At 55.8% G+C, this 24744-nt stretch carries 19 protein-coding genes; 8 read left to right on the top strand and 11 right to left on the bottom strand.

Translation table 11 applies throughout. From position 1 onward, the window contains the following. Positions 1-8: 8 nt before the first annotated feature. The 7 genes from ptsP to rhaS all read right to left on the bottom strand — a co-directional run bounded on the left by ptsP (position 9) and on the right by rhaS (position 8969). Entirely contained in the window at positions 9-2480 is a 2472-nt protein-coding gene (gene ptsP, locus INT84_RS22640) for a phosphoenolpyruvate--protein phosphotransferase (protein WP_194208565.1), read from the bottom strand. Continuing rightward, on the bottom strand, positions 2473-5082 hold the full coding sequence (locus tag INT84_RS22635; protein WP_194208564.1) for a glycoside hydrolase family 38 C-terminal domain-containing protein: 2610 nt from the start codon (positions 5080-5082) through the stop codon (positions 2473-2475). The genes ptsP and INT84_RS22635 overlap by 8 nt, the downstream gene beginning before the upstream one ends. A 97-nt stretch (positions 5083-5179) precedes the next feature. Beyond that, complete coding sequence (locus INT84_RS22630; protein WP_194208563.1) at positions 5180-6298, bottom strand: PTS fructose transporter subunit IIC; 1119 nt, start codon at positions 6296-6298, stop codon at positions 5180-5182. Further along, positions 6291-6605: a PTS fructose transporter subunit IIB gene (locus INT84_RS22625; RefSeq protein WP_194208606.1), complete on the bottom strand. Its 315-nt coding sequence runs from the start codon at positions 6603-6605 to the stop codon at positions 6291-6293. The genes INT84_RS22630 and INT84_RS22625 overlap by 8 nt, the downstream gene beginning before the upstream one ends. A gap of 11 nt (positions 6606-6616) precedes the next feature. Continuing rightward, positions 6617-7069, bottom strand: coding sequence for a hypothetical protein (locus tag INT84_RS22620; RefSeq protein WP_194208562.1), 453 nt, complete (start codon positions 7067-7069; stop codon positions 6617-6619). A 115-nt stretch (positions 7070-7184) separates the two neighbouring features. Further along, positions 7185-8057 (bottom strand): HTH-type transcriptional activator RhaR, encoded by an 873-nt coding sequence (gene rhaR / locus INT84_RS22615; protein ID WP_194208561.1) that lies wholly within the window; start codon positions 8055-8057, stop codon positions 7185-7187. Positions 8058-8132: 75 nt separating this feature from the next. Beyond that, entirely contained in the window at positions 8133-8969 is an 837-nt protein-coding gene (rhaS, locus tag INT84_RS22610) for an HTH-type transcriptional activator RhaS (protein ID WP_194208560.1), read from the bottom strand. 289 nt (positions 8970-9258) lie between these two features. On the opposite strand from rhaS, the gene rhaB reads away from it, so the two are divergent. The 5 genes from rhaB (at position 9259) to rhaM (ending at position 14630) form a co-directional block, all read left to right on the top strand. Continuing rightward, the gene (rhaB, locus tag INT84_RS22605; protein ID WP_194208559.1) at positions 9259-10728 is read left to right on the top strand and encodes a rhamnulokinase; all 1470 of its coding nucleotides are present in this window, start codon (positions 9259-9261) and stop codon (positions 10726-10728) included. Further along, the gene (gene rhaA, locus INT84_RS22600) at positions 10725-11984 is read left to right on the top strand and encodes an L-rhamnose isomerase (protein WP_194208558.1); all 1260 of its coding nucleotides are present in this window, start codon (positions 10725-10727) and stop codon (positions 11982-11984) included. The genes rhaB and rhaA overlap by 4 nt, the downstream gene beginning before the upstream one ends. 225 nt (positions 11985-12209) lie before the next feature. Continuing rightward, a complete protein-coding gene (gene rhaD / locus INT84_RS22595; protein ID WP_194208557.1) occupies positions 12210-13040 on the top strand; it encodes a rhamnulose-1-phosphate aldolase in 831 nt (276 codons plus the stop codon). A gap of 130 nt (positions 13041-13170) precedes the next feature. After that, positions 13171-14319, top strand: a complete 1149-nt coding sequence (gene fucO, locus INT84_RS22590) for a lactaldehyde reductase (RefSeq protein WP_194208556.1) — start codon at positions 13171-13173, stop codon at positions 14317-14319. Next, positions 14316-14630 (top strand): L-rhamnose mutarotase, encoded by a 315-nt coding sequence (gene rhaM / locus INT84_RS22585; protein WP_194208555.1) that lies wholly within the window; start codon positions 14316-14318, stop codon positions 14628-14630. The genes fucO and rhaM overlap by 4 nt, the downstream gene beginning before the upstream one ends. Positions 14631-14821: 191 nt before the next feature. Here rhaM and INT84_RS22580 read toward each other — a convergent pair whose 3' ends face one another. Further along, positions 14822-16222 (bottom strand): carbohydrate porin, encoded by a 1401-nt coding sequence (locus INT84_RS22580; RefSeq protein ID WP_194208554.1) that lies wholly within the window; start codon positions 16220-16222, stop codon positions 14822-14824. A gap of 452 nt (positions 16223-16674) precedes the next feature. Between INT84_RS22580 and INT84_RS22575 the strand changes: the two genes are divergently transcribed. From INT84_RS22575 to INT84_RS22565, 3 genes are all read left to right on the top strand, one after another. Further along, positions 16675-17985 (top strand): 6-phospho-beta-glucosidase, encoded by a 1311-nt coding sequence (locus INT84_RS22575; protein WP_194208553.1) that lies wholly within the window; start codon positions 16675-16677, stop codon positions 17983-17985. Positions 17986-18021: 36 nt separating this feature from the next. Further along, complete coding sequence (locus INT84_RS22570; protein WP_194208552.1) at positions 18022-19269, top strand: PTS sugar transporter subunit IIC; 1248 nt, start codon at positions 18022-18024, stop codon at positions 19267-19269. Positions 19270-19437: 168 nt separating this feature from the next. Next, complete coding sequence (locus INT84_RS22565; protein ID WP_194208551.1) at positions 19438-20166, top strand: GntR family transcriptional regulator; 729 nt, start codon at positions 19438-19440, stop codon at positions 20164-20166. Between the two features lie 6 nt (positions 20167-20172). Here INT84_RS22565 and INT84_RS22560 read toward each other — a convergent pair whose 3' ends face one another. From INT84_RS22560 to INT84_RS22550, 3 genes are all read right to left on the bottom strand, one after another. Next, positions 20173-21435, bottom strand: coding sequence for an MFS transporter (locus INT84_RS22560; protein WP_194208550.1), 1263 nt, complete (start codon positions 21433-21435; stop codon positions 20173-20175). Positions 21436-21477: 42 nt separating this feature from the next. Next, positions 21478-23601, bottom strand: coding sequence for an alpha-galactosidase (locus tag INT84_RS22555; protein WP_194208549.1), 2124 nt, complete (start codon positions 23599-23601; stop codon positions 21478-21480). 113 nt (positions 23602-23714) lie between these two features. Continuing rightward, complete coding sequence (locus INT84_RS22550; protein ID WP_194208548.1) at positions 23715-24710, bottom strand: substrate-binding domain-containing protein; 996 nt, start codon at positions 24708-24710, stop codon at positions 23715-23717. Positions 24711-24744 lie beyond the last annotated feature (34 nt).

Below are 24744 nucleotides of genomic sequence, written 5' to 3'. Positions count from 1 at the left end.
AACGTGCCTCAGAGTGTCAGTTCGCGCTCAAGTAGTGCGGTCATGTCACTAGCATCTCTGCCCTGCAATAACTGCTGGCGGAAATCGTCATGCATCAACTTGCGGGCCAGCCGCGAGAAGATTTTCATGTGATCGCCCTTCTCCTGTTCGCTCACCGTCAGCATAATCACCAGCGAGACGTCTACCCCCTCTCCCCACGATAACGGCGTCTTCAGGCGCATTAACGACACGCTGCTGTTCAGTACCGCTGCGGATTTACAGTGCGGGATGGCGACCGCAAAGCCGAGCGCGGTAGAAAAAACCGCTTCCCGCTGCCAGATGGCGGTCTCGACGTCCACCCCCGAACGCACCCGCTGTTCAATCTCAAAATTATCCGTGAGCAGCTTGATGACTTCCGCCTTACTGGTGGCGTCCCGATCCAGCAATAGCAGGGCCGGATCGAAAACGGGTAGCACGCTGGCCGCCGACGTCTCATGCAGCAGGGATGTCACCTCCGCCGCGCTTTCACAGGCCAATGCCCGCTGCAACGTCTTCCGGCAATCATCCATTTCCAGCGAGGCCAGCTGCTTTTTCGCCCCGGCAATTCGTCCGGCGGACATGCTGATCTGCCGCAGCCCTGTGCCCAGCAGCAGCGGCATCACCGCCGGATCGCCGCCCATTTCTCCACACAGGCAGAGTTCCACGTTTGTTCGCGTGGCCATCTCGTTAAGCAGCATCAGGAAAGCGGGATCGCAGTAGTTATACAGATGGCGAACGTGTGGATTGCCCCGGTCGCAGGCGAGGAAATACTGCACCAGGTCGTTGCTGCCAATAGAGGCAAAATCGATCCATTTCGCCGCTCTTTCCAGCAGGTACAGCGCAGAAGGCACCTCCGCCATGATACCTAAGCGCCATTCGCCGACGGCGACGCCTTCCGCGTGAAGCTGTTCCGCTACCTGATGAAAGCGGGCGTGCAGCCATTTAATCTCTTCAAGCGTCGCCACCATCGGCACCATGATATCCAGCGGCCCTGCCGCGCTGGCGCGCAGCAATGCCCGTACCTGACTGGTAAAAATGGCCTCAAACGCCGGATAAAGGCGTACTGCCCGCCAGCCGAGGAACGGGTTCTCTTCCTGCGGCAGGTTTAAATAATCGCAGGGTTTATCGCCGCCGATATCCAGCGTACGGATCACGACTTTCTTACCCTGCGCCAGCGTCAGTACATGCCGGTACGCCTGATATTGTTCTTCTTCATCCGGCGGTGTGCTTCGCTCACAAAACAACATTTCGGTGCGAAACAGGCCAATACCTTCCGCACCCGCCGCGAAGGCATTTTCCGCTTCGTCAGCCAGGGCGATATTCGCCAGCAGTTTCACGCGTTCTCCGTCGCGGCTGACGCCTGCCATCCGGGCGAGCGGTTCCAGCCGCCGGGTAATGCGCGCGATTTTGTCCTCTTCCATGTCGCGCCACTGTTCAGCACAGGCATCCGGCGCGACGATCAGCACGTCATAACGCGTGTCAATCAGCAGCGGGGCACCCGCAGGCACAGACGCGTTCGGCACGCATAAGAGCGGGATGCCAAAGGAACGGGCGAGGATCACCGTGTGGGAGGTTTCGCCGCCCTCGCCCATCACAATACCTTTCAGATGAGGACCGCGCAGGGCGAGAAACTGACCCGGCGTAATCAGTCCGGCGCTGATGATGATGGAATCCTGCTGTAAATCCGGCAGGGTAAACAGCGGCCGTTCGGTCAGATTCGCGGCCAGGCGCAGCCCGAGATCCTGTAAATCCAGCGCCCGCTGCTGCAAATACTGGCTCTGACTTTCGTGTAATGGCTGGCATAGCCCGTCAATCACGCGCGCCAGCGCCGCCAGTGCGTTGCGTGCGGCGGGAGGTGTCAGCAGCGCCTTTTCCAGCATCGCATCCTGGAGCAAGGTAATATGCGCACCGAGCACCGACGCGGCCTCGCCCTGCGCCTGGCGGCTCTCCTCTTTTAGCTGCGCGCGGGTGACCGTCAGCGTATGCGCCAGCCGCTGCTGCTGAAGGCCAGCGTCTTCCGGCGCTTCCTGCTCAGCAAGCTGCGGCAAATCCACCGCGCCCAGAGGCACCGCCACCCCGCTTGCCAGCCCCGGACTGACGCCGTTACCCCGCAGGCAGGTGGCCGTGGTGGCCGCCAGAAACACGGGCAAAGGCTGTTGGTGATGCGTCGTCGCAGGGACAAGCGGCCCGTCGCATTCCGCCAGCTCGCGGGTAATAAACGCGTTCAGCGTCTGCCAGGCATCCTGCTCATCCTCACCGTCAATATGCAGTTCGCACGCATCGTGGTGAAGTATATCTGCGCCGATGAGCGCCAGTACGCTTCCGGCATCGACCTGCCGCTGGTTACGCAGATTATGCAGCGTCACACGGGAGTGAAATTCCGCCACGCGCTGTTGCAGCTCGGCCGCAGGCCGGGCATGAAGGCCATTTTCGAGGGGACACACAAACGCTATTTTACGCATCGGATTTTCCTTTTTCCGCAGGGGTGATCCGCCAGGTGACTGGCGTACAGGGTTGGACTGGGGTATGACTTCCGGAAAGCGGCGTTTCTGCCAGCGTCACGCGCGCTACGTCGCTGGAGAGTACAGGTTCGACACCGTCGAGTAGTGTGGTGCCCGGATTCCAGCCGCGCAGGATCAGCGCCTCCTCGTTCTGCGCTTTTTTCAGCGTGCTGAAATGCAGCGGGGTATCCCAGCGCAGCAAGCTGTACGCTGCCGGAAAGCGCATGCCGTGAGGATTGGTTTTAAAGCGCGACCAGCCAGAGTCCAGCCAGCCGGAAGCGGGTGTGCGCCAGTTCTCAATGTCACGCCAGAACGCCGCGTCCGGCCCCTGATGCAGAGGCACCAGCGCCAGATGACAATCAAAACGACCAGGCAACTGCGAGTCCGGCGAAGGCAGCACCATGCCGGAGGCGCGCCCCGGACGCCACGGCATATCCGGCTGTCCCAGCCAGCCGACGCTGCGCAGCAGGGTAATCGCCAGCGTATCGGGACGGTCAGCGGGGATTTCATACTCGCGCAGCCCGTCGGTGACCACGCACATGCCGTGCTGCTCATCATGCATCATCGCCAGGCTTTGCATCGGCCACAGCGACGCGGGCGCTTCCGTCCACTGCTCTTGCTGCCAGATATCCAGCGCCTGCGGACGGTTTTCCCGGCGGATCAGGCCAAAGGGTTGATCGGCAAAATGGAACATCCCGCTGATGCCGGTGGGGATCTCCAGCTGGAGCCGGTGATCGCGCAGGGTGTTGTCGATCCGTACCTGCACATCCAGCAGCGGACGATCGCGATCGAGGGCGATCGTCATGCTGACGTTAAGTTGCCCGTTACGCCGATGCTGCTGACGGGCAGCCAGATCCTGCGGCGCAGCGATGCACCAGCTCAGGTTAAGCGTATCGGCCAGCGCATCCCGCTGCCAGATGGCGGAGACTAATGCGCCGTCGCTGGTCACCCGCCAGTCATCTTCCGGCGGGGAGTAGTTATAGTTGTCCCCCGCATCGCCGCCATCAACCAGCCGCAGGATAGCGTTCCACTGTTTGCCGCTGCGTTTGTCGAGCAGCGAGATATGCCCATCCGTCAGCGTCAGGCACAGCCACGGGTTATCGAGCGCAGCAATCGTTTCTTGCGGCACGGTAAACCCGGCAGGCGCATCCTCCTGAAGATAAAGCGTTTGATAGCCGCAGGCAGGCAGGGCTTTTGCCTCAAGGATAATGTCGCATTTGCGATACCACACCGTGGTGGTACTGTTGGAAAGCTCCTGCACAATCACCGACATATCCTGCTGTTCTTCCTGAACAATTTGCCAGCGGCACGGCTGCCCCGCGTCATCGACGATGGCAAAATGTGCGCCCGGCACGTAAATCGTCAGCGCCACCCGCCCGTCGCGCGCGTAAGGCAGCGGGTTGAAGACAATGATTTTTTTGCCCTGCTGCCGCGCGGCGATCCCTTCCGCCAGCATTTTCATGTTGAGGTCGAAAAGCTGGCTGGCGGACTCATGGCCGGAGGTTAAACGCGCTTTCACCATCGCATTGACGCGATCGGCGTTACAGCCGCCAATACTGTCATGGGCGTGGGATTTCATTGCCTCACGCCAGATATTCTCCACCGCCGTTTGCGGATAAGGCAGCCCCAGTTGCCAGACCACGCTCAATAACGGTTCAAGCTGCTGGCTGAGGAAGTTCTCCAGCCGGACGTTAGCCTGCTTGATATCCATGCGCGTCGAGAAAATGCCCCGATGAATACGCATATATTTCGGACTGAGTAACTCACCCTGATACGTCGCCAGTTCGACTCCCGTCCGTTCCAGCGCCGCAAAGTAGCGGTTAAAATCGCTGCGCACGAAATGGTAGTCAGACTGCTGCGTATTAAGCGCGTCGAGCATTGCCGGAACGCCATGCTCAAAGGGGGACTGATCGTTACCGTTGGGGAGCAAAACGTGCCCGGAGGTGCTGAATTTCGCCTGTTTTTGCAGAATACCGGGCAGTACCTGCCATGCCTTTTGCGCGTCGGTGGGCAGCCATTTCGCACAGCCATATCCCCACGGCAGCACGGCGGTGGTGACGCAACTGCCGTCAGCGCTCTGCCAGCGAAACTCGCTGGCAGCAACGCCGTGCTCGCACCAGCCGCGCCAGATCACCGCGCGATCCATCGCAAACTGCGTCAGGAACATCGGCAACTGGGCGCTCTGGCCGAAGGAGTCGGGGACGTAACCCACGGACATCCGGCTTCCCATCGCGTTGCAGTCCGCCATGCCCAGCAGCAAATTGCGGGTTATGGATTCTGCGCCGACCACTAAGAAATCGGTCTGGGTGTACCACGGACCGATAAGTAGCCTGCCCTCGTCGATCAGTTTTTGCACCCGCGCACGGTTTTCGGGCGCGATGTTAAAATAATCTTCCAGCACCACGGTCTGCCCATCAAGTATAAATGGGCCTAATGACTCATCGGCCTCAAGGCGCTGAAGTAAATCGGCCATAAAATAATAAAGCACGACCCGAGAATCATTTTCAGTGAAATACCACTCGCGATCCCAGTGCGTATGTTGGATCAAATGAACTGTTTTCATCTTTATTCCTGCCTTTTTTAGGGGCGAGAAAATACCACGGATAGCTATCCGTTAATTTTCATGATTAGTGGCGAACCGCCGTTAATATCTCTTTATATTAACGACTGGCTTTAAATTTTGGTGCCGCCATTTCTTTTTTAATGGCTTCGCCCGGTACATTGCGAAATACCAGCAGCGATCCACAGGCGATAATCGCGGAGCCACAGGCGATGGAGAGAACATATATCGGCCACTGTTCTACCGCCAGCCAGCCGTAAAACCCGGAAATGGGAGCCTGGTTCACCGCACCCATTCCCACCGCCATCGCCGCGCCGACCGCAGAGCCGATCATGTTAACCACGATGATTTTAGGATTGGACAGCGCAAACGGAATGGCCCCTTCCGAGACGCCAATCAGCCCCATCAGCGTGGACGCCTTGCCCGCTTCACGCAGCGATTCCGGGAAGCGTTTTGCCCACAGTAGCGTGGCAACGCCCAGACCGATAGGCGGTACGATGATGGCGACCTGCGCAGCAGTATTAGGATCGTAAATCCCGGAAGCCAGTAGCGCCATTGCCGTGGTGACCGCCGCTTTATTCACGGGTCCGCCAAGGTCAAAGCCCACCATGCCGCCAATCACCGCCGCCAGCAGCACTTTATTGGTACCGGACATCGACAGCAGCCAGTGCTCCATACCGTGATTAAGCGCCGCCAGCGGCGTGCCAATAACAAACGCCATCACAATGCACGTCAGCAGCGTCCCACCGACCGGCAGGATAAAAATCGGCCCGGCAGAGGCCAGAGCTTTCGGTAATTTGATGTATTTGATGAGCGCCCGGACGATATACCCGGCGACGAAACCGGCGGCCAGCGCCCCCAGAAAGCCGGTTCCCAGACTGCTCGCCAGTAATCCCCCCACCATCCCCGGCGCGATACCCGGCTTATTGGCGAGGGCAAAACTGATATAACCCGCCACCACCGGCAGCATCAGCGACAGGGCCAGTCCGCCGAAGCCGTCGAAGCGGTGCAGCACCTGCACAACCAGGCTGGCCGCCTGCTCATGGCTGGCATCCCAGATATTATCAATGCCGTACATCGACGCGCCAATACGCGCGATCCCCATAATGACCGCGCCGGCAATCACAAAGGGCAACATCCACGACACGCCGGTCATAATGGCGTTTTTCACTTCCGCGCCCACTGAAGGCTTGCCGCCTCCTCCCTGAAACTTAGCCATGCGCAACCTCCTGTTCAACGGCTTCAAAAACGGCATCCCCGAATTTAATCGGATCGGAGACGCTGCACTCCAGCTTAACCAGTCCTGCAAAACGTTCTTTGCCGTTGATGGCGACATCGGCGGCAATAATCACCGCGTCGGCCCGCGCCAGATCCTCGTCAAGGATCTCATTCTCCGCGCCCATGCAGCCCTGGGTTTCAACTTTGACCTCATGACCCCGTTTTTTCCCCGTCATTTCAAGCGCTTCCGCTGCCATATAGGTATGGGCAACGCCGGTCGGACATGCAGCAACACAAACAATAAACATCATTCAGCCTCTCAGGTTTGTTCAGACAAAAAAAAGCACAATGGCGAAAACGCGCATTGTGCTTTGTGGATGAAATCAGGTTGGCCTGCGTGATGGCAATCGGCACCGCTGGCATGGCGGCAAGCGATTAGCTGGCGCAGGCTGGATATACGGAAACTAAAACGCAGTTCATCGCGTTTACGGCAACATAACACGCGCTGGCAAGGTGACGGCGAAATCGCCGCAAGACGTTGTTTGCGCCGGTGGAAACGGGCGCGTAATGCCTGCCCGGTACAATCCCATAAACGGGACCACTCCTGCGACATTTGATAATGCGGACAGTCGGCAGAAAACAGGTCAACGTCAGAAAGATCGTCAGGTGAATTTAGCCAACAAATATCATCAAGCGCGACGTTACTTTTGTTATCTCGCGATAACAAAAAAGCAGCGGCGGATATAAACAGCAAAATGATAATGGCTAACATTCTACCTCCATGAGTGAATGCGCTATTATAAAACAGAATTTTCGCCAACAAATGTGATTTATAGCACAGAGATTTATTTTAATTTTTAGCGCGGTACTGCGGTCGTTATTTACCGTTAATCATTCATCATATTTATATTAGAGGCGGTTCCGTCACGGCTGCGATGACGCCACTGTCCCGGCGTCATGCCTATTTCACGGTTAAATACCACGGAAAAATAATTACTGTCTTCAAAGCCGCACTGCATGGCGATGTCGCCAATCAATATTTCAGTGTGCTGCAAGAGATATTGCGCGTGGCAAATCCGCAGCTGGCGCAGATACTGGCTGATGGTCATCCCCGTCTGGCTGCGAAACTGCTGGCGCAGGGGGCGCTCGCTGCACTGCTCCTGTTCGCAAAAGGTTTCGAGTACGAAAGGCGTGTCCAGACTTCCTGCCAGGGCGGTGATCAGCTTATCCAGCAGCGGCTCGCGCGACGTTGCCGACAAATTATCGGTGGTATAGCGGTGTCTTTTCAGGGTCACCACCAGTTGTGCAAAGAGCAGTTCGGCCATGTCATTGACCTGCACATCAGGATGGGCGCTTTCGTGTTCGAGCTGCGCGATTACCTGCCGTGCCTGACTCATTCCAGTGCTGCCAAGCCGCCAGTGCGCCCGCCTTTCAGGCCCGCTAAAGCCGGGAATATGCGCGTCCCAGTCGAAATTAAGTTTCAGGCGGTCAGGGCAATAGATAATATTTTGTAATACCAGGTCGTTGACCGAAGCATAGGAGTGTTTGTCTTCGGCGCGGATATAAAACAGGTCGCCGCGCGTGATGCGGTACGGGCGGTCATTGAGGACGTGCAGGCCATTGCCACGCCATACCAGCACCAGTTCGCAAAACTCGTGAGTATGTTCAGCAAAGACGTTTTGCGGATAGCGATCCGCAACGGCGACTGCCTGACCGACGCTGGTGAAAAAGTCGGCTTTACGAAGAATTAACTGGCCCACAGCAGGATCACCTCAACGACGAATGACCGGCTATTATCTTCTGACGGTCGATCAAAAACGTTGATTCTCTTCGCGTTACTGAAGAATTTCGTCGCGTCCCTGACGAATATCGCGCGGGGACCAGGAAAACTCGCGGCGAAACAGGGTCGAAAAGTGGTTACTGTCGCCGAATCCGCAGCGATAAGCGATATCCGTCACGCTTTCGTCACTGTGGCGCAGCAGATGGCGCGCTTTAATCAAACGCAGCCGGTTCAGGTAACGTTGTGGGGTCAGGCCGGTGGATTGCTTGAGCTGACGATGCAATGTCCGCAGCGACAACGAAAAATGATCTGCCAGATCGTCCCAGCACACCTCGTCGGCAAAATGATCGTCAAGCCAGGCGATCAGCTGGTTGAGACGAGCGTCATTATCCTCCGCCCCTTCCGCCAGGCTGCTTTTACGCAGCAGCACCAGCAGTTGCATAAACAGCAGTTCGCGGTTTGCCCGTTCCGGCGCATCCGCCGCGTCGTCTTTCGGTTCAAGCTGGCTGACAAGCTGCCGCACCTGCGTCAGCACCGCCTGATTAACGCGCCAGTGTGAAGGGTATTGACCGTTCTGCTCCTGCGGCAGCAGCAAATTCAGTCCGCTTAAAAACTGAAAAGCATCCGGGGAGCGGTATAGCACGTTAGTCAGGCACAGATTGTCAGTGTGCTCATACAGATGACGGTCATGATCGCGGACAAAACAGATCGTCCCGCCGCTGATGGTATAGGGCTGGCCGTTAAAAACATGAATGCCAGTACCATGTTCGACAATCACTATTTCATGAAAGTCATGATGATGCTCCGGGAAGGCCGACTGCGGAAGACGCGGCTCGATCGCCACTGGCGAATTACCCGAAGGAAAGAAATCCACGCTGTGAAGTACGGTCATAAGAGTCGCCACCAGTGAGAAGAATTCTCATGATAGTAATTAAGGCCCCGCATTCTCATCTTGAAATTTTGACGATAAAGCGTGCAAACACTGCCGATTTTTCAAGAAATGGACGGAAAGCATCAGAAATGCGGCGGCGGTCACATCCCCCTTTCGCAGCAAAATGTGAGCTTCCTCACGTTCATCTTTGCTTTCTTGCCAGCGGCCAATTTCCCCTGTCAGTAACAAGAAGGTAGAACCAGGCGTCCTTTTTTAGACTGTGGGCATTGACTCTCAGAAGGACCCTATCATGACTTTTCGCCATTGCGTCGCTGTCGATTTAGGCGCATCCAGCGGGCGTGTAATGCTTGCACGCTATGACCGCGAACAACGCACCCTCACGCTGCGTGAAATGCACCGCTTCGTCAATCGTCTGCAAAAAGTGGACGGTTATGACTGCTGGGATATCGACAGCCTGGAGGCGGAGATCCGCCGTGGTCTGGAGAACGTGTGCGAGGCGGGCATCGTTATTGACAGCATCGGCGTGGATACCTGGGGGGTGGATTACGTACTGCTGAACCGCCAGGGCGAACGCGTCGGTCTGCCCATCGCCTACCGTGACGATCGTACCGACGGCGTGATGGCGCAGGCGCTTAATCAACTCGGCAAGGCGGAAATTTACCGCCGCAGCGGCATTCAGTTCCTGCCGTTTAATACGCTTTATCAGCTTCACGCGCTGGTCCAACAGCAACCCGAGGTGGCGCGAGAGGTTGCTCATGCGCTGCTCATTCCTGATTACTTCAGCTACCGTCTTACCGGGCAGATGAACTGGGAATATACCAACGCCACCACTACTCAACTGGTCAATATCAATACCGATAGCTGGGATGAAACGCTGCTGGACTGGACGGGAGTGGACGCCGCGTGGTTCGGCAAACCCACGCATCCCGGCAATGTGATCGGTCACTGGACCTGTCCACAGGGTAATGCCATTCCGGTGGTGGCAGTCGCCAGTCACGATACCGCCAGCGCGGTGATTGCCGTTCCGCTGGAAGGGAAAGACGCGGCGTGGATCTCCTCCGGCACCTGGTCGCTGATGGGCTTTGAAAGCAAAACGCCGTATACCAGCGACAAGGCGCTGGCTGCCAATATCACCAACGAAGGCGGCGCGGAAGGGCGTTATCGGGTGCTGAAAAATATCATGGGCCTGTGGCTGCTCCAGCGGGTGCTGGCTGAACAACAGGTTACCGATCTGCCGGGCCTGATTGCCCGTACCGAAGCGCTGCCCGCCTGCCGCTTTGTCATCAATCCCAATGACGATCGTTTTATTAATCCGGGCAACATGAGCGCGGAGATCCAGGCCGCCTGCCGTGAGGCCGGTCAACCAGAGCCGACCAGCGATGCCGAACTGGCACGCTGCATTTTCGACAGCCTCGCGATCCTGTATGCCGACGTGCTGGGCGAGCTGGCCGCTCTGCGCGGCAAGCCGTTCAGCCAGCTGCATATTGTCGGCGGCGGCTGCCAGAACCAGTTGCTCAATCAGCTTTGCGCCGACGCCTGCGGCATTACGGTGATCGCCGGACCGATTGAAGCCTCCACGCTCGGCAATATTGGCGTCCAGCTTATGACGCTGGATGAACTGAGCGACGTTACTGATTTTCGCAAGGTGGTGGTTGCTAACCACGACCTGACCACTTTCACCCCTCATCCTGATAATGAGATCGCTCGCTACGTCGCGCAATCTCAGTCAACACGACAGACAAAGGAGCTTTGCGCATGACCACTCCACTAGAACACGCCTGGGAACTCGCGAAACAGCGGTTCGCCGCTGTAGGTATCAATGTCGAGGAGGCCCTGCGCCAGCTCGATCGCCTGCCCGTTTCCATGCACTGCTGGCAGGGCGATGACGTTGCCGGGTTTGAAAATCCGGAAGGCAGCCTGACCGGCGGTATTCAGGCCACGGGGAATTATCCGGGCAAAGCGCGTAATGCCGCCGAACTGCGTGCCGATCTGGAACTGGCGTTTAGCCTGATCCCCGGACCGAAGCGTCTTAATCTGCATGCGATTTATCATGAAGCTGAAACGCCGGTCGCGCGTGACCAGATCAAGCCGGAACATTTTAAAAATTGGGTGGAGTGGGCTAAAGCCAACAAGCTGGGCCTGGATTTTAACCCATCCTGCTTCTCCCATCCGCTGAGCGCCGATGGCTTTACGCTTTCGCATGCTAATCCTGAGATTCGCCAGTTCTGGATCGATCACTGTAAGGCCAGCCGCCGCGTCTCCGCATACTTTGGCGAGCAACTCGGCACGCCGTCAGTGATGAACATCTGGGTTCCGGACGGGATGAAAGACGTCACCGTCGACCGCCTCGCCCCGCGTCAGCGCCTGCTGGAAGCGCTGGATGAGGTGATCAGCGAGAAGCTGGACCCGGCGCATCATATTGATGCCGTGGAGAGCAAGCTGTTCGGTATCGGCGCGGAAAGCTATACCGTCGGTTCCAACGAGTTTTATATGGGGTACGCCACCAGCCGTCAGACCGCGCTATGTCTGGACGCTGGTCACTTCCATCCGACGGAAGTGATCTCCGACAAAATCTCCGCCGCCATGCTTTATGTTCCACGCCTGCTGCTGCACGTCAGCCGCCCGGTCCGCTGGGATAGCGACCATGTGGTGTTGCTGGATGACGAAACCCAGGCCATCGCCAGCGAAATTATTCGTCATGACCTGTTTGACCGCGTGCATATCGGTCTCGACTTCTTTGATGCGTCGATCAACCGCATCGCCGCGTGGGTGATCGGTACCCGCAATATGAAAAAAGCCCTGCTGCGCGCCCTGCTGGAGCCGACCGATCAGTTGCGTCAGCTTGAAGAGGCGGGCGATTACACCGCGCGTCTGGCGCTGCTGGAAGAACAAAAATCCCTGCCGTGGCAGGCGGTGTGGGAGATGTATTGCCAGCGTCACGATACGCCAGCCGGCAGTCAGTGGCTGGATAACGTGCGCGGGTACGAGAAAGAGATCCTAAGCCAGCGCGGATGAACCCATGCCGGATGGCGCTGCGCTTATCCGGCCTACAAATTCGCCCGACGTTATGGACTGGCGACCAGGCAAACCGTAGGCCCGGTAAGCGAAGCGCCACCGGGCATGACAGCTCAACACCCCGTAGGCCCGGTAAGCAAAGCGCCACCGGGCAGGAAAGCTCAACAGATAACCCATGCCCGGCAAGCAAAACGCAACCTGGCATTTTGAAGGAAAGTGAAGACGATGCAGACCATTACCCATTCCTGGTTCGTCCAGGGCATGATCAAAGCCACCTCCGATGCCTGGCTGAAAGGCTGGGACGAGCGCAACGGCGGCAACCTGACACTGCGTCTGGATGAGGCCGACGTTGCGCCTTACCAGGCAGATTTCCACACGCAGCCGCGCTACATCGCGCTGAGCCAGCCGATGCCACTGCTCGCCAATACCGCCTTTATCGTGACCGGCTCCGGCAAATTCTTCCGCAACGTTCAGCTCGATCCAGCCGCCAGCCTCGGCGTGGTAAAAGTGGACAGCGACGGCGCGGGTTACCACATTCTCTGGGGACTCACCGACGACGCGGTGCCAACCTCAGAATTACCGGCGCACTTCCTTTCTCACTGCGAGCGCATCAAGGCAACCAACGGTAAAGACCGGGTGATCATGCACTGCCATGCCACCAACCTGATCGCCCTCACCTATGTGCTGGAAAATGACAGCGCGCTGATCACCCGCAAGCTGTGGGAAGGCAGCACCGAATGTCTGGTGGTCTTCCCGGACGGCGTCGGCATTCTGCCGTGGATGGTACCGGGCACTGATGAGATCGGCCAGGCGACGGCGCGGGATATGCAGCAGCATTCGCTGGTGCTGTGGCCTTTCCACGGCGTGTTCGGCAGCGGCCCGACGCTGGATGAAACCTTCGGCCTGATCGATACCGCTGAAAAATCCGCAGAAGTGCTGGTGAAAGTGATCTCCATGGGCGGCATGAAACAGACTATCACCCGTGAAGAGTTGATTGCCCTTGGCAAACGCTTTGGCGTTACCCCGATGGCAAGCGCATTAGAATTGTACGCTTAATCGCACTGCGCCCCGTGTATTCAGACGGGGCCATTACTACACACATAACATCATTCAAGCTGCATTAAGGCATAAGTTCGTGATGAGGGTGAACCCGGCAGCCTGAAGGATGTCATTAAGGAGAATGATCATGAGCTTTATGTTGGCACTTCCGAAAATCAGCCTGCACGGCGCAGGTGCCATTGGCGATATGGTAAAACTGGTTGCAGACAAACAGTGGGGCAAGGCGCTAATTGTTACCGACAGTCAACTGGTCAAACTCGGCCTGCTGGACAGCCTGTTTACCGCGCTGGACGCGCAGCAGATGTCGTACCATCTGTTTGATGAGGTCTTCCCCAACCCGACCGAAGCACTGGTACAAAAAGGCTATGCCGCGTATCAGGATGCGCAATGCGATTACCTGATTGCCTTCGGCGGCGGTAGCCCGATTGATACCGCGAAAGCGGTGAAAATCCTCACCGCCAACCCCGCGCCATCGACCGCTTACTCCGGCGTTGGTAAAGTGAAAAATGCGGGCGTGCCGCTGGTGGCGATCAATACCACCGCCGGGACCGCCGCTGAGATGACCAGCAACGCGGTGATCATCAATAGCGAGCGTCAGGTGAAAGAAGTCATTATCGATCCGAATATCATTCCGGATATTGCGGTCGATGACGCCAGCGTGATGCTGGAAATTCCGGCCTCCGTCACGGCGGCTACCGGCATGGATGCATTGACGCACGCGGTAGAAGCCTACGTTTCCGTTGGTGCGCATCCGCTGACCGACGCCAATGCGCTGGAATCGATCCGCCTGATCACGCAGTGGCTGCCGAAAGCCGTCGACAATGGACACGATCTGCAAGCCCGCGAGCAGATGGCGTTCGGTCAGTACCTTGCCGGCATGGCGTTTAACAGCGCGGGTCTCGGTCTGGTTCATGCCCTGGCGCATCAGCCGGGCGCGACGCATAACCTGCCGCATGGCGTCTGTAATGCCATTCTTTTACCGATCATCGAAAACTTTAACCGCCCGAACGCCGTGGCCCGCTTTGCCCGCGTCGCACAGGCAATGGGCGTGGACACGCGCGATATGAATGAGGAGGCTGCCAGCAAGGAAGCGATTAACGCTATCCGCGCCCTGAGCGCGCGCGTGGGCATTCCGTCCGGCTTCAGTCAACTCGGGGTCACCAAAGCGGATATCGAAGGCTGGCTGGACAAAGCCCTCGCCGATCCGTGCGCGCCCTGCAACCCGCGCACCGCCACCCGCGACGAGGTTCGCGAGCTGTATCTGGAGGCGTTATGATCTGCAAAGCCTTTGTGATGCAGGTCAATGCAGACGCGCATGAAGAGTACCAGCGCCGTCACAATCCCATCTGGCCCGAGCTGGAAGAGACGCTGAAGGCGCACGGCGCGCACCACTACGCCATCTGGCTTGATAAGCAACGCAATCTGCTGTTTGCGACGGTCGATATTGAGTCTGAAGAACGCTGGAATGCGGTTGCCGACACAGAAATCTGCCAGCGCTGGTGGAAATATATGCGTGACGTGATGCCCGCCAACCCGGATAACAGCCCGGTGAGTAGCGAGTTAAAGGCGGTTTTTTACCTGCCGTGATCTCACTGTACCTCTGCCGGGGGGCGGCTTCGCCTTACCCGGCCTACGAAAACCATCAACATCAATAAGTTATACGTACCCCGTAGGCCCGTGCAAGCGAAGCGCCGCCGGGCAACGCCATCAGCACATTCGTTGCCAGACACCCATAAAAAAACGCCTGACATTCAGGCGTTTTTTCTGCTTTAACCCACTTAGAAGTAGTATTTGAAGCGGACGCGCGCGCCGTAGCGATCGTCGTCGGTGGAGATCTCTTCGCTGCTCTGGATTTTAGAGTAGTACGCGCCCAGATAGATATTGAAGTTCTGCATATCCATCACGTTCGGGATCAGGTACGACGCGTGAACGGTGTGAATGTCATAGGTGCCTTCATCGGTGATCCAGCAGTCGTTGTCACACACAACGCCGCTGAAGTCGTCGATTTTGTTATGCGCGTAGATATAACCCAGTTCGAAGTTTCTCCACGTAACGTTGGTGGCGGCAGTGAAGTCCTGCTCGCTGTCGGCATCCATATACGCGGTGTTCACGTTCCAGAGAACGCCATCAAACGGATCGGCTTTCTGGCCGTTCCAGGTCATCGTAAAGCCGTAACCGGTACGGTCTGACTGATCGACAAGATCGCCTTTGTTATCGTAATAACCATAGGCGTTATTAACAACGTTCGACTCCATAGCGGCGGATAACGTCAGCTTATCAGTCGCTGCCCAGGAAACGACCGGACGCAGGTAGACGACGTTCTTCTCTTTCGACATTTCGCGGCCATGGTAGCTACGTCCATCGACACCCTGGACATTGCCGCTGTCTGCATAGAGCGTTGAACCGTCTTCAATCAGGGAGTTCAGTTCGAAATACCAGTCGTCGATCTGTTTGCTCAGCAGGAAGTTACCGCCCGCATCCGAACGACCACGGCCTTCTTTCATCATATAGATATAGCCCTGACCATCGGAGTACAGATCGTTCGCGGTATTACCGGAATGCTCAACAAAGGTATCATTGTTAAGCGGGAACATATCGAAGGCTTCGAAGCGGCCGACTTTAACTTTCCAGTCATTTTCCTGACCGAAGTGGAAGTAGGCATCATCAAGGTTCATTGTGCCGTACATATCCGCCAGCGGCTGAATGGAGAAGCCAGCAAAGCGGCCATCATCCAGTTTACGCATTCCGTCGAAGCCGATCAGGATACGACCGTCCATATCCCACTGCTCAGTGGTATGATCTTCATTAAGTTTCGTCAGCGTGCCACGGCGGCTTTCGCCGTCCATATTAAATTCGACGTCGCCATAGATTTTAAGATCGCCGTAACCCGACAGCAGCAGGTTAGGTGAAGAGGCATTTTTTTTGGTTTCTGCCGCAGGCGTTTGACCATTAACCGGGGTATTCCCCTGAGCAGCTTTAATTTCTTTTATCTCAGCGGCTTGCTTAATTTGCAGTTGCTGAACTTTATTCTCGGCCTGTGCAGCGCGGTTTTCTGCCGCTTCCAGCCGTGCTTCCATCTGTTCTAAACGCTGTTCCAGAGTCATACTTTGGGTTTTGGCAAACCCGTTATTAGCAACCAGCAATAATCCTATTGTGATTGCAAGCGTTGTTTTCTTCATTATTACCATTCCTTTTCAATGATCCATTAATTCTTAAAATCTATATTTGCGCGTCGATATATATTTCTGGCGAATAGTTTTTTTTATAATTTACCTGTTTAATTGAAAGCGTATTAATGGCTCCCATAAAAGAAACCCAACCCATCAAATAAGAGGTGCAACCCAACGCAGGCCGGGGCAGAGTATTATCAAGGCCACTTCAAGTAAATATTGAAAAATACAATAACGTGAGCAAGGTAACATTATTTAACGAAATAAAATTGAACTATAAACATAAAGCATGTATTAGTTAGAAATAGTTATTTGATGAATATATTAATTTTTAACCCCTCGTATTCACTGCATTTTTATGCCTCTTGAAATTTGTGAGCTACCTCGCTATTTCACCGGTAATGGATTGGTATATTTTCCTCAAATCTGGCATATGCCAGTTTAAATAAATAAGAGGCCACATGGAAAAGTTGAAAGTTGTAACGATTGGTGGTGGTTCAGGCTATACCCCGGAACTGATTGATGGCTTTATTCGGCGGCATGCCGATCTTCCCGTCACGGAATACTGGCTGGTCGATATTGATGCCGGGAGAGAAAAACTTGAGATTGTGGGCCAGCTGGCGCAAAGGATGGTGAAAAAGGCGGGCATCCCGATGACGGTTCACCTGACGACCGACCGCCGGGAAGCGCTTAAAGATGCAGATTTTGTGACGACGCAAATCCGCGTGGGTCAGTTAGCGGCTCGCATCAACGATGAAAAAATCCCGCTGAAATATGGCGTATTGGGTCAGGAAACCACCGGGCCGGGCGGCTTTATGAAAGCCCAGCGCACCATTCCTGTGTTGCTGGATATTTGTAAGGATATGGAAGAGTTGTGTCCTGACGCCTGGATGATCAACTTCACCAATCCGGCCGGCATTGTGACCGAGGCCATCGCCAAATACAGCCCCATCAAATCACTGGGGATTTGTAGCGGTGCAAATAACATGATGATGGATATCGCCAAAGCCTACGGCGTGGAGCGTAACGCGGTTACCGCGCGCGTTATGGGCCTGAACCATCTTATTTTTGCCGATCGCATTCTCCTGAACGGTAACGACACTACCGCCGATTTTATTGAAAAATTAGCGCAAGGGACTGGCACCAATAAGCTTAAAAACGTGCCCGATCTTGGTCTGCCGCCGGAGTTTATCCGCGCGCTGAACCTCTATCCGCTCTCCTATCTGAAGTATTTTTATCTGAACCGGGAAATGGTGGAGCACGAACTGGAAGATCAGAGAAACGGCGGCACGCGCGGCGAGCGCTCGCTGGAAATTGAGCACTCCCTGCTGGAACTGTATAAGAACCCGGCGCTGTGCGAAAAACCGGCCGAACTCTCCAGCCGTGGCGGTGCGTTGTACTCCGACACCGCGTGCTCAATCATCAGTTCAATCTATAACAACAAACACGAAGTGCATGTCGTGAACGTACCAAACCAGGGAACCACGCCCGACTTGCCTGACGATGCGGTGATCGAAACCAGCGCGGTTATTAACAAACTAGGTGCGCACCCGCTGGCTTATGGTCGTCTGCCCATGCGTATTCGTGGCCTGATTCAGAGCGTAAAAGCGTTTGAAGAGTTGACGGTTGAGGCGGCAATGACTGGCGATACCAGCATCGCGCTACTAGCACTGGTTAATCATCCGCTGGTGCCTTCGGTTGAGGTCGCGCAGCACATTCTTAATGACTATCTGGCGGCAAACCGTGATTTCCTGCCGCAGTACGCTTTCTGAGCTGGCCGCAGAATATCTCATTAAAGGGATTTTTTTATGCAAAAATTTCTGGAAAACAAACTGTTACCCATTTTGATGCGGGTGGGTAATAACGTCATTATGGTCGCTATACGTGACGGGATCTCGTTTACCCTGCCCTTTATTATTGCAGGCAGCGTGTTCCTGATCATTGCCAACTTGCCGATCCCCGGATGGAGCGAGTTTCTCGGCCCGTATGCCGAAATGCTCAGCGTACCGGTGCAAGCCACCTTTGGCGCGATTGGTCTGATTGCGGCGATTGGCATCAGCTACAACCTTGCCAAATATTACAAGCTGGACTGTCTGAGCTGCTGCTGTATTACAGTGGCGGTTTTCCTGCTCGCCCAGCTTGATGATGCCCATAAAATCAACGTCAATAACTTCGGCGCGGCGGGGTTATTTTCGGCAATTATTTTATCGGTCATCACGGTCTATATCGTCCGCTTTTTCGTGGTTAAGAAGATTTATATCCGTCTGCCAGACAGCGTTCCGCCAGCGGTGCTCCAGTCTTTTATCAGTCTGGCCCCCGCAATGGCCTGCCTGATCCTGATTTGGCTGATACGGGTGGTGCTCAATTTTGATATCAACGCCTTTTTCACGCTGATCTTAAGCCCGCTGGTCATGGGTCTGGATACCCTGCCGGGGATACTCATTCTGGTGGCGCTGATCTCACTGCTGTGGAGCTGCGGTATTCACGGGACTAACGTGCTCTCTGGCATTACCAGCCCGATATTTCTCAAGTTTATTGCTGAAAACACCGAGGCTTATCTGCAACATCAACCGGTGCCGCACATTACGGCTGAAGGGTTTTATAACTTCTTCATCTGCTCCGGAGGGTCCGGCGCAACGATGGGGCTGGTACTGGCGATGCTCTTATCCAAAAGCCGCTATTACAAATCGCTGGGACGTATTTCCATTGGGCCGGCCATCTTTTGTATTAATGAGCCGGTGATCTTCGGCGTGCCGATGGTCTTCAACCCGGTCATGATGCTGCCGTTGATCCTGACGCCAATGGTCATCTGCACCTGCTCTTATCTGCTGATGCAGTATGGCATTATTGGTCGCCCGGTATTCCAGATCCCCTGGACTATGCCACCGATCCTTAACGGCTACTTTGCTACCGGCGGGAATATTCCGGCCGCCATCTGGTCTGGCTGCATGGTGATTATTTCAACGGTCATGTACTACCCCTTCTTCCGTATCCTTGAGCGTAAACAACTGGCTACTGAGAAAGAAGAAGCTGCATTAGCCAGCGCCGGGGCGTAATTTTTTTCTGTTCCATTCTGCCGGGTGGCGCTTCGCTTACCCGGCCTACATTCAATTTAATTTCAATACGTTAGCGATAAAATCACTTCAGATGTGATGCGCTTTTGATTTCCCGCCACGACGTTAATGTTACACTGGCTCTCTTTTTCTCTATCAAGATCCGGCACGATGACCGCTCGCTATATTCAGATAAAAAACGCGATTAAAAAACAGATCCTGAGCAATACATGGCAGGTCGGCGAGAAAATCCCGTCAGAACGCGAGCTGGCCGTCACGCACGGCGTTACCAGGGTTACGCTGCAAAAAGCGATGCATATGCTTGAGCAGGAAGGGTTTATCGAGCGTATCCACGGAAAAGGCATGTTCGTCACCCGTGCGATTGAAGACGATGTTTTCATGCTCAATGATGGCACCAGCGATTCCGTACAGGGCTTTTCCCGGGAGTTTCGGGAGCAGGCAAAAGTCTCCAGCCGTCTGGTTTGCCACCAGCTTCTTCCCGCCGATAAAACCGTTGCCCGCCAACTTGAGATCAACGAAGGCGAACCGGTGCACTTTATCCGCCGCGTTCGCCTGATTGATGACGAGCCGGTACTGGTAGAGGACTCATGGATTAATCGCGGCGTTATCCCTGTTATTCCCTCGCGGATCCTCGAGGAAGGCTCGCTTTACGAATATATCGAGCACACCACGGGCAAGAAGATAAAGTTTTATAGCTCGGTGATTGAAGGCGATTTGTTTGGCGAGGAACTGGCGGCACTTCTCTCCATTCAGCCGGGCCGTCCGATGCTTAAAGTCTCCGGCGTGACCAAACTTGAGGATGGCACGGCGTTTAACTACTCGTTTAGTTATAACCGTGCCGATAAGTTTAAAATCAAAAATAACTGGGTGGGGAAATAGCGGACATTACTGGGCAACCCGGTTTTTCAGCGGATTAATCAGCGGCGTGCCGGATAAAGTAAACGCTGACAGCACCGTCATCGCCAGCACAAAGCAGCCGAGGATCAGGTAGGTATCCTGGAAGCCGATGCGGTCATACATATTTCCCGCAAAAGCGGACAGGAAAATCGCGGCCAGCTGCTTGGCAAACTGGAATCCAATCAGATAAATCGTCGCGGAAAGCCGGGTGTCGAATACCCCGGTAATGTATTTAAACACGCCCACCAGCAGGAACGGCACTTCCAGCGCATGCAACATCTTCAGCGCGACGACCTCCATTGCCGTGGTCGCGAATGACGAGCCGACAATACGCACCGTCATAATCAGTCCGGCAATTAGTAGCGTATTCTTTGCCCCGATGCGATTAATGATCCACGGCGAGCAGAACATAATTATCGCATTACAGATCTCGCCTGCGGTGGTGGCGAAACCAAAGGCGCGAGTACCCGCTTCCGGCGTGGTAAAAAAGGATTTAAAAAAGGTCGCAAATTGCTGGTCGAAAACATCGTAAACACAGGCGACACCAATGACATACAGCACCAGCATCCACATTTTACGCTGGCGGAACAGACTAAAGACCATTCTGGCGTTGATTTGCGGCTGGTTCGCGCCGAGGGCATCCATGACCTGCGCGGTCTGATTCTGCCGGGGTTTCGCCACCAGCAGCAGTAGCATCAGCAGAAGCGCTGCCGCCGATCCCATCCAGAACACCCATTCAGGATTAATACTGAACAGCATTCCCGCCGTTGAGGCGCACAGCCCCCAGCCCAGGCAGCCAAACATCCGCGCCTTGCCGTATTCAAAATTGCTGTTACGGCTTACACGCTCCACATAGGCTTCCATCGCGCCTGACCCCGCAGAGAAAACAAAACCGATATAAATCCCTCCGGCCAGCGCACCGAGCCAGATATTGGTTTTCAGCAGCGGCGCAAAGACGTAGAGAAAAAAGGGCGCAAACAGAAAAAGGGCAATCGCGATAACCCACAGCAGGTTCTTTTTCAGCCCCAGCCGATCGGAAATCACCCCGAGCACCGGCTGGAAGCTAATCGCAAACAGGGAGACGCAGGAGAACACAATCCCGGTGTCCGTTTTGGTCAGGCCGATAATGTCGGACAGCCAGATCGGCAGAAAGGGAAAGCAGGTGGCCATAATAAAAAAGTAGAGAAAAACGAACAGGCCAAAAATCCAGAAATTCGGATTGTTTTTGTGGGTACAGATCGTGGTATTCATTTTTATTCCTCAGATAAGGGCCGCCTGCGCGACCCTACACGCTTACACGCGTTCGAAGCCAATCAGGATGGCACTTTCGGGATCCAGAATCGGCAACGATATTCCCGCCTGCATCAACCATTCACCGCTGACGGTTTGCGGCGTCAGCATCCACTCCGGCAGCTTGCGCATGGTATGCCCGCCCTCACCGGTAATGCTGATATCCGGGTGATCGAGCAGCGTAATGCGGTACTGTGCATCGGCGTCCAGCCCCGCCATCCGCAGCGGTGACATCAGGGTGTAATCCGGCATCGCCAGTTGACTCACCAGCAGCAGCGCCTGACGCCGATCCTGCCCCACTATCGCCTGCGCCAGCGTGGTCGTGTCCGGCATATCAAGCCGCCACTGCGTCCCGCTATGGATAAGCCCGCGCCACTGTTTGTAAAGCGCGGCATAATGCCGGTAGCCCTCACGCTCCTGCGCATCGGCGCTGACCGGGTCCAGCTCCAGCCCCATGTGCCCAAACAGCGCGGTCAGGCCGCGAAACGCAATGCTGTGCTGGCGGAAGGTGGCGTGACAGTGGCGGTTGCCAATATGCGCGCCCATCACCTCCGGCGGAAAGAAGTAGCTCATGCCGCGTTGAATGGTATTACGCTCCAGCGCGTCGTTATTGTCCGAGGGCCAGAAGCGATGACAGCGGGTCAACACCTCGTAGTCGATACGACCGCCGCCGGAGGAGCAGGATTCAAATTCAATATGCAGGAAGCGGGCACGCAGGGTATCCAGCAGACGGTAATACTGGCGGGTTTGCGCATCGGCCGCCGCTTTGCCCTCATGCGCAGGCTGAACGATTTCCCGGTTCATATCCCACTTCACGTAGTCAATCTCGTGCTCGCCGAGCAGCCAGCTCATGCGCTCAAGCAGGTAATCAAAAACCTGCGGAATATTCAGGTTCAGCACCAGTTGATGACGGCCACGCAACTGCGGATACCCCGGCATCGCCAGCACCCACTCCGGATGCGCGCGGTATAAATCTGAGTCCGGGTTAACCATTTCAGGCTCCACCCAGATGCCAAACTCCATGCCCTGCGCCTTAACGTGGTCGATAACGGGTTTCAGCCCCTGCGGATATTTCTTCTCATCCAGATACCAGTCGCCTAACGCTGCGTAATCATCATTACGGCCCCTGAACCAGCCATCGTCGATAATAAAACGCTCTACGCCCAGCGCGGCGGCATCGTCCGCCATTTTCATGATGTACGCCGGATCGTGGTCGAAGTAGATCCCCTCCCAGGTATTGAGATGCACCGGGCGCGGTTTATTATCCGGGAAGCGGATGAGGTGCTCGCGCAGATAGCGGTGGAACTGTTGGCTCATGCCGTTAAGGCCCTGCGCGGAGTAGCTGGCGTACAGCCGTGGCGTCCACAGCGTTTCCCCCTCTTCCAGCGCCATTTCGCCCGGCAGGTACAACGCTTCGGCTTGTACGTAACGACGGCCGTCAGTTTTTACCTCTGCCCGCAGGCGGTGATTGCCGCTCCAGCCGAGGTGTACGCCCCAGACGTCGCCGTGCATTTCGCTGAACGCTGACGTGCCGGTCATCAGCGCCGGGAAATGTTCATGCGAGCTGCGTCCCCGGCGGCTTTCCAGCACGAAGCTGTCATGTTCAAGGGTCAGGCGATGCGGCTGAAATTCGCGGATCCAGCGACCGTGAAAGGCCATCACGTCGCGGGCGCGTTCGGCCACCGGCAGCGTTACCGCCAGCCTGTCCACCTGCCACGCCTGCGTACGCAGGTTGGTCACCCCATGGCGCACCACCAGCACACCGCTGGTATCGAGATTAATTTCACTGACCAGGCGCAGCCCCGCCAGCTCATCTTCGGCGAGGATCGTCAGCGCCTGCCCCTGCCGCTCAACGTTCACCGTTTTAAACATCGGTGAGCCATCCAGTCCCTGTCGGTGGCCTTCGATGCCCGGCGTACCGAACAGACCGTGCCCTGGCTCTGCCATCAGGGTTAACGGAATATCCACATCCAGCCTGCCATTCGCCACAGGGCGAACCAGACTGGCGGCATCCTTCGGCGAAAAGTGCTTAAGATGCGCTCCCCAGTAGAGAATTTCGGCGAAGGGGTGGGTTTTTATCACTACATCTACGGTGGCGCTTTCAAGGCGTAAAATCGAATCTTGCATCAGACATCTCCTGTCGTCGGGATGTCTTACTGTTGATCCGAAACGTTTCGGACAACAACCAAAACGTTTCGGATCTGTGATCAAGTTAGAATTTTACGCATACAGAGGGAAAATCAGGCGGTAACGCCCGGCGTGAATTCAGGTTGCCACAGCACCTGCAACTGAGAGAGATCTTCTCCGGCGATAAGCTGGCGGACCATCGCCGCAATCTGCTTGCCCACGCCTTGTCGCGTCGACTGGATCACGGCGGCAACGTCGGTTTCCACGATACTGTCCTGTGGCAGGCCATCGTAGACGATAAGCGCCACGCGGTTGTCACCCTCCAGCCTTCCCCTATAGGACAGCGCCATCGCAGCACCATCGCCGTGCGTATTGCAGTCGGTGAGGATGGCGGTAGGGGGTTCAGGCAGCGCGAGCAGTGCCTGCGTTTCGTTATAACCCGCGCGACGAGAAGGCGGCACGACGCGTAGCCATGCGTCAGAAAGGCCCGCTTCGCGCAACGCATCCAGATAACCGTTGCGCCGCTGGGTAATAAAGGCCTGATTATTACGTTCACTTAGCAGCGCAATGCGTTGATGGCCCTGCGCAATCAGGTGGCGCGTGGCCTGATACGTCCCGGCATAGTTATCGAAGTCAAACCAGGCATAGGGCCGGGGAAGCTGGCTGCGGCCCAGCGCGAGAAACGGGAATCCGGCACGCTGTAACTGCTCAAGGCGTGGATCGTGGTCCAGGGTATGTGCGACGATCAGCGTGTCAACGCGCCGACTCTGCACCATCCGCATGAAGCCATGTTTATCGGCCTCGTCGTCATCGGCCATCAGCAGCAGGTCGATTTCATAACGTGCCAGTTCGTGACTGATTTCGCCGACCATCTCCATAAAAACGCTGTTGCTCAGCGGCGCAGGACGCACGGGAAACACCAGCCCTACCGCGTCAATTTTGCCCATTTTCAAACGGCGGGCAAAGGTGTTCGGACGGTAGCCACGCCGCTGCGCTTCCGCTTCGACGCGCGCGCGCGTCTCCCGGGAAACATCGTCGTATCCGTTTAACGCGCGACTCACCGTGGTGACGGAGAGCTGCAATTCTTTCGCAATGGCTTTAAGTGACATACGTACCTGCACAGGCTGATTTGCATGATAGTGT

It is taken from the genome of Superficieibacter sp. 1612_C1, assembly GCF_015234305.1.
Taxonomy (GTDB): Bacteria; Pseudomonadota; Gammaproteobacteria; order Enterobacterales; family Enterobacteriaceae; genus Superficieibacter.
This window is presented reverse-complemented; position numbering and strand designations above follow the sequence as displayed.

Excerpts from the sequence above, each read along its gene's own strand:
- ptsP (WP_194208565.1), bottom strand. The coding sequence starts at position 2,480 with ATGCGTAAAATAGCGTTTGTGTGTCCCCTCGAAAATGGCCTTCATGCC.
- INT84_RS22635 (WP_194208564.1), bottom strand. The coding sequence starts at position 5,082 with ATGAAAACAGTTCATTTGATCCAACATACGCACTGGGATCGCGAGTGG.
- INT84_RS22630 (WP_194208563.1), bottom strand. The coding sequence starts at position 6,298 with ATGGCTAAGTTTCAGGGAGGAGGCGGCAAGCCTTCAGTGGGCGCGGAA.
- INT84_RS22625 (WP_194208606.1), bottom strand. The coding sequence starts at position 6,605 with ATGTTTATTGTTTGTGTTGCTGCATGTCCGACCGGCGTTGCCCATACC.
- INT84_RS22620 (WP_194208562.1), bottom strand. The coding sequence starts at position 7,069 with ATGTTAGCCATTATCATTTTGCTGTTTATATCCGCCGCTGCTTTTTTG.
- rhaS (WP_194208560.1), bottom strand. The coding sequence starts at position 8,969 with ATGACCGTACTTCACAGCGTGGATTTCTTTCCTTCGGGTAATTCGCCA.
- rhaB (WP_194208559.1), top strand. The coding sequence starts at position 9,259 with ATGACTTTTCGCCATTGCGTCGCTGTCGATTTAGGCGCATCCAGCGGG.
- rhaA (WP_194208558.1), top strand. The coding sequence starts at position 10,725 with ATGACCACTCCACTAGAACACGCCTGGGAACTCGCGAAACAGCGGTTC.
- rhaD (WP_194208557.1), top strand. The coding sequence starts at position 12,210 with ATGCAGACCATTACCCATTCCTGGTTCGTCCAGGGCATGATCAAAGCC.
- fucO (WP_194208556.1), top strand. The coding sequence starts at position 13,171 with ATGAGCTTTATGTTGGCACTTCCGAAAATCAGCCTGCACGGCGCAGGT.
- rhaM (WP_194208555.1), top strand. The coding sequence starts at position 14,316 with ATGATCTGCAAAGCCTTTGTGATGCAGGTCAATGCAGACGCGCATGAA.
- INT84_RS22580 (WP_194208554.1), bottom strand. The coding sequence starts at position 16,222 with ATGAAGAAAACAACGCTTGCAATCACAATAGGATTATTGCTGGTTGCT.
- INT84_RS22575 (WP_194208553.1), top strand. The coding sequence starts at position 16,675 with ATGGAAAAGTTGAAAGTTGTAACGATTGGTGGTGGTTCAGGCTATACC.
- INT84_RS22570 (WP_194208552.1), top strand. The coding sequence starts at position 18,022 with ATGCAAAAATTTCTGGAAAACAAACTGTTACCCATTTTGATGCGGGTG.
- INT84_RS22565 (WP_194208551.1), top strand. The coding sequence starts at position 19,438 with ATGACCGCTCGCTATATTCAGATAAAAAACGCGATTAAAAAACAGATC.
- INT84_RS22560 (WP_194208550.1), bottom strand. The coding sequence starts at position 21,435 with ATGAATACCACGATCTGTACCCACAAAAACAATCCGAATTTCTGGATT.
- INT84_RS22555 (WP_194208549.1), bottom strand. The coding sequence starts at position 23,601 with ATGCAAGATTCGATTTTACGCCTTGAAAGCGCCACCGTAGATGTAGTG.
- INT84_RS22550 (WP_194208548.1), bottom strand. The coding sequence starts at position 24,710 with ATGTCACTTAAAGCCATTGCGAAAGAATTGCAGCTCTCCGTCACCACG.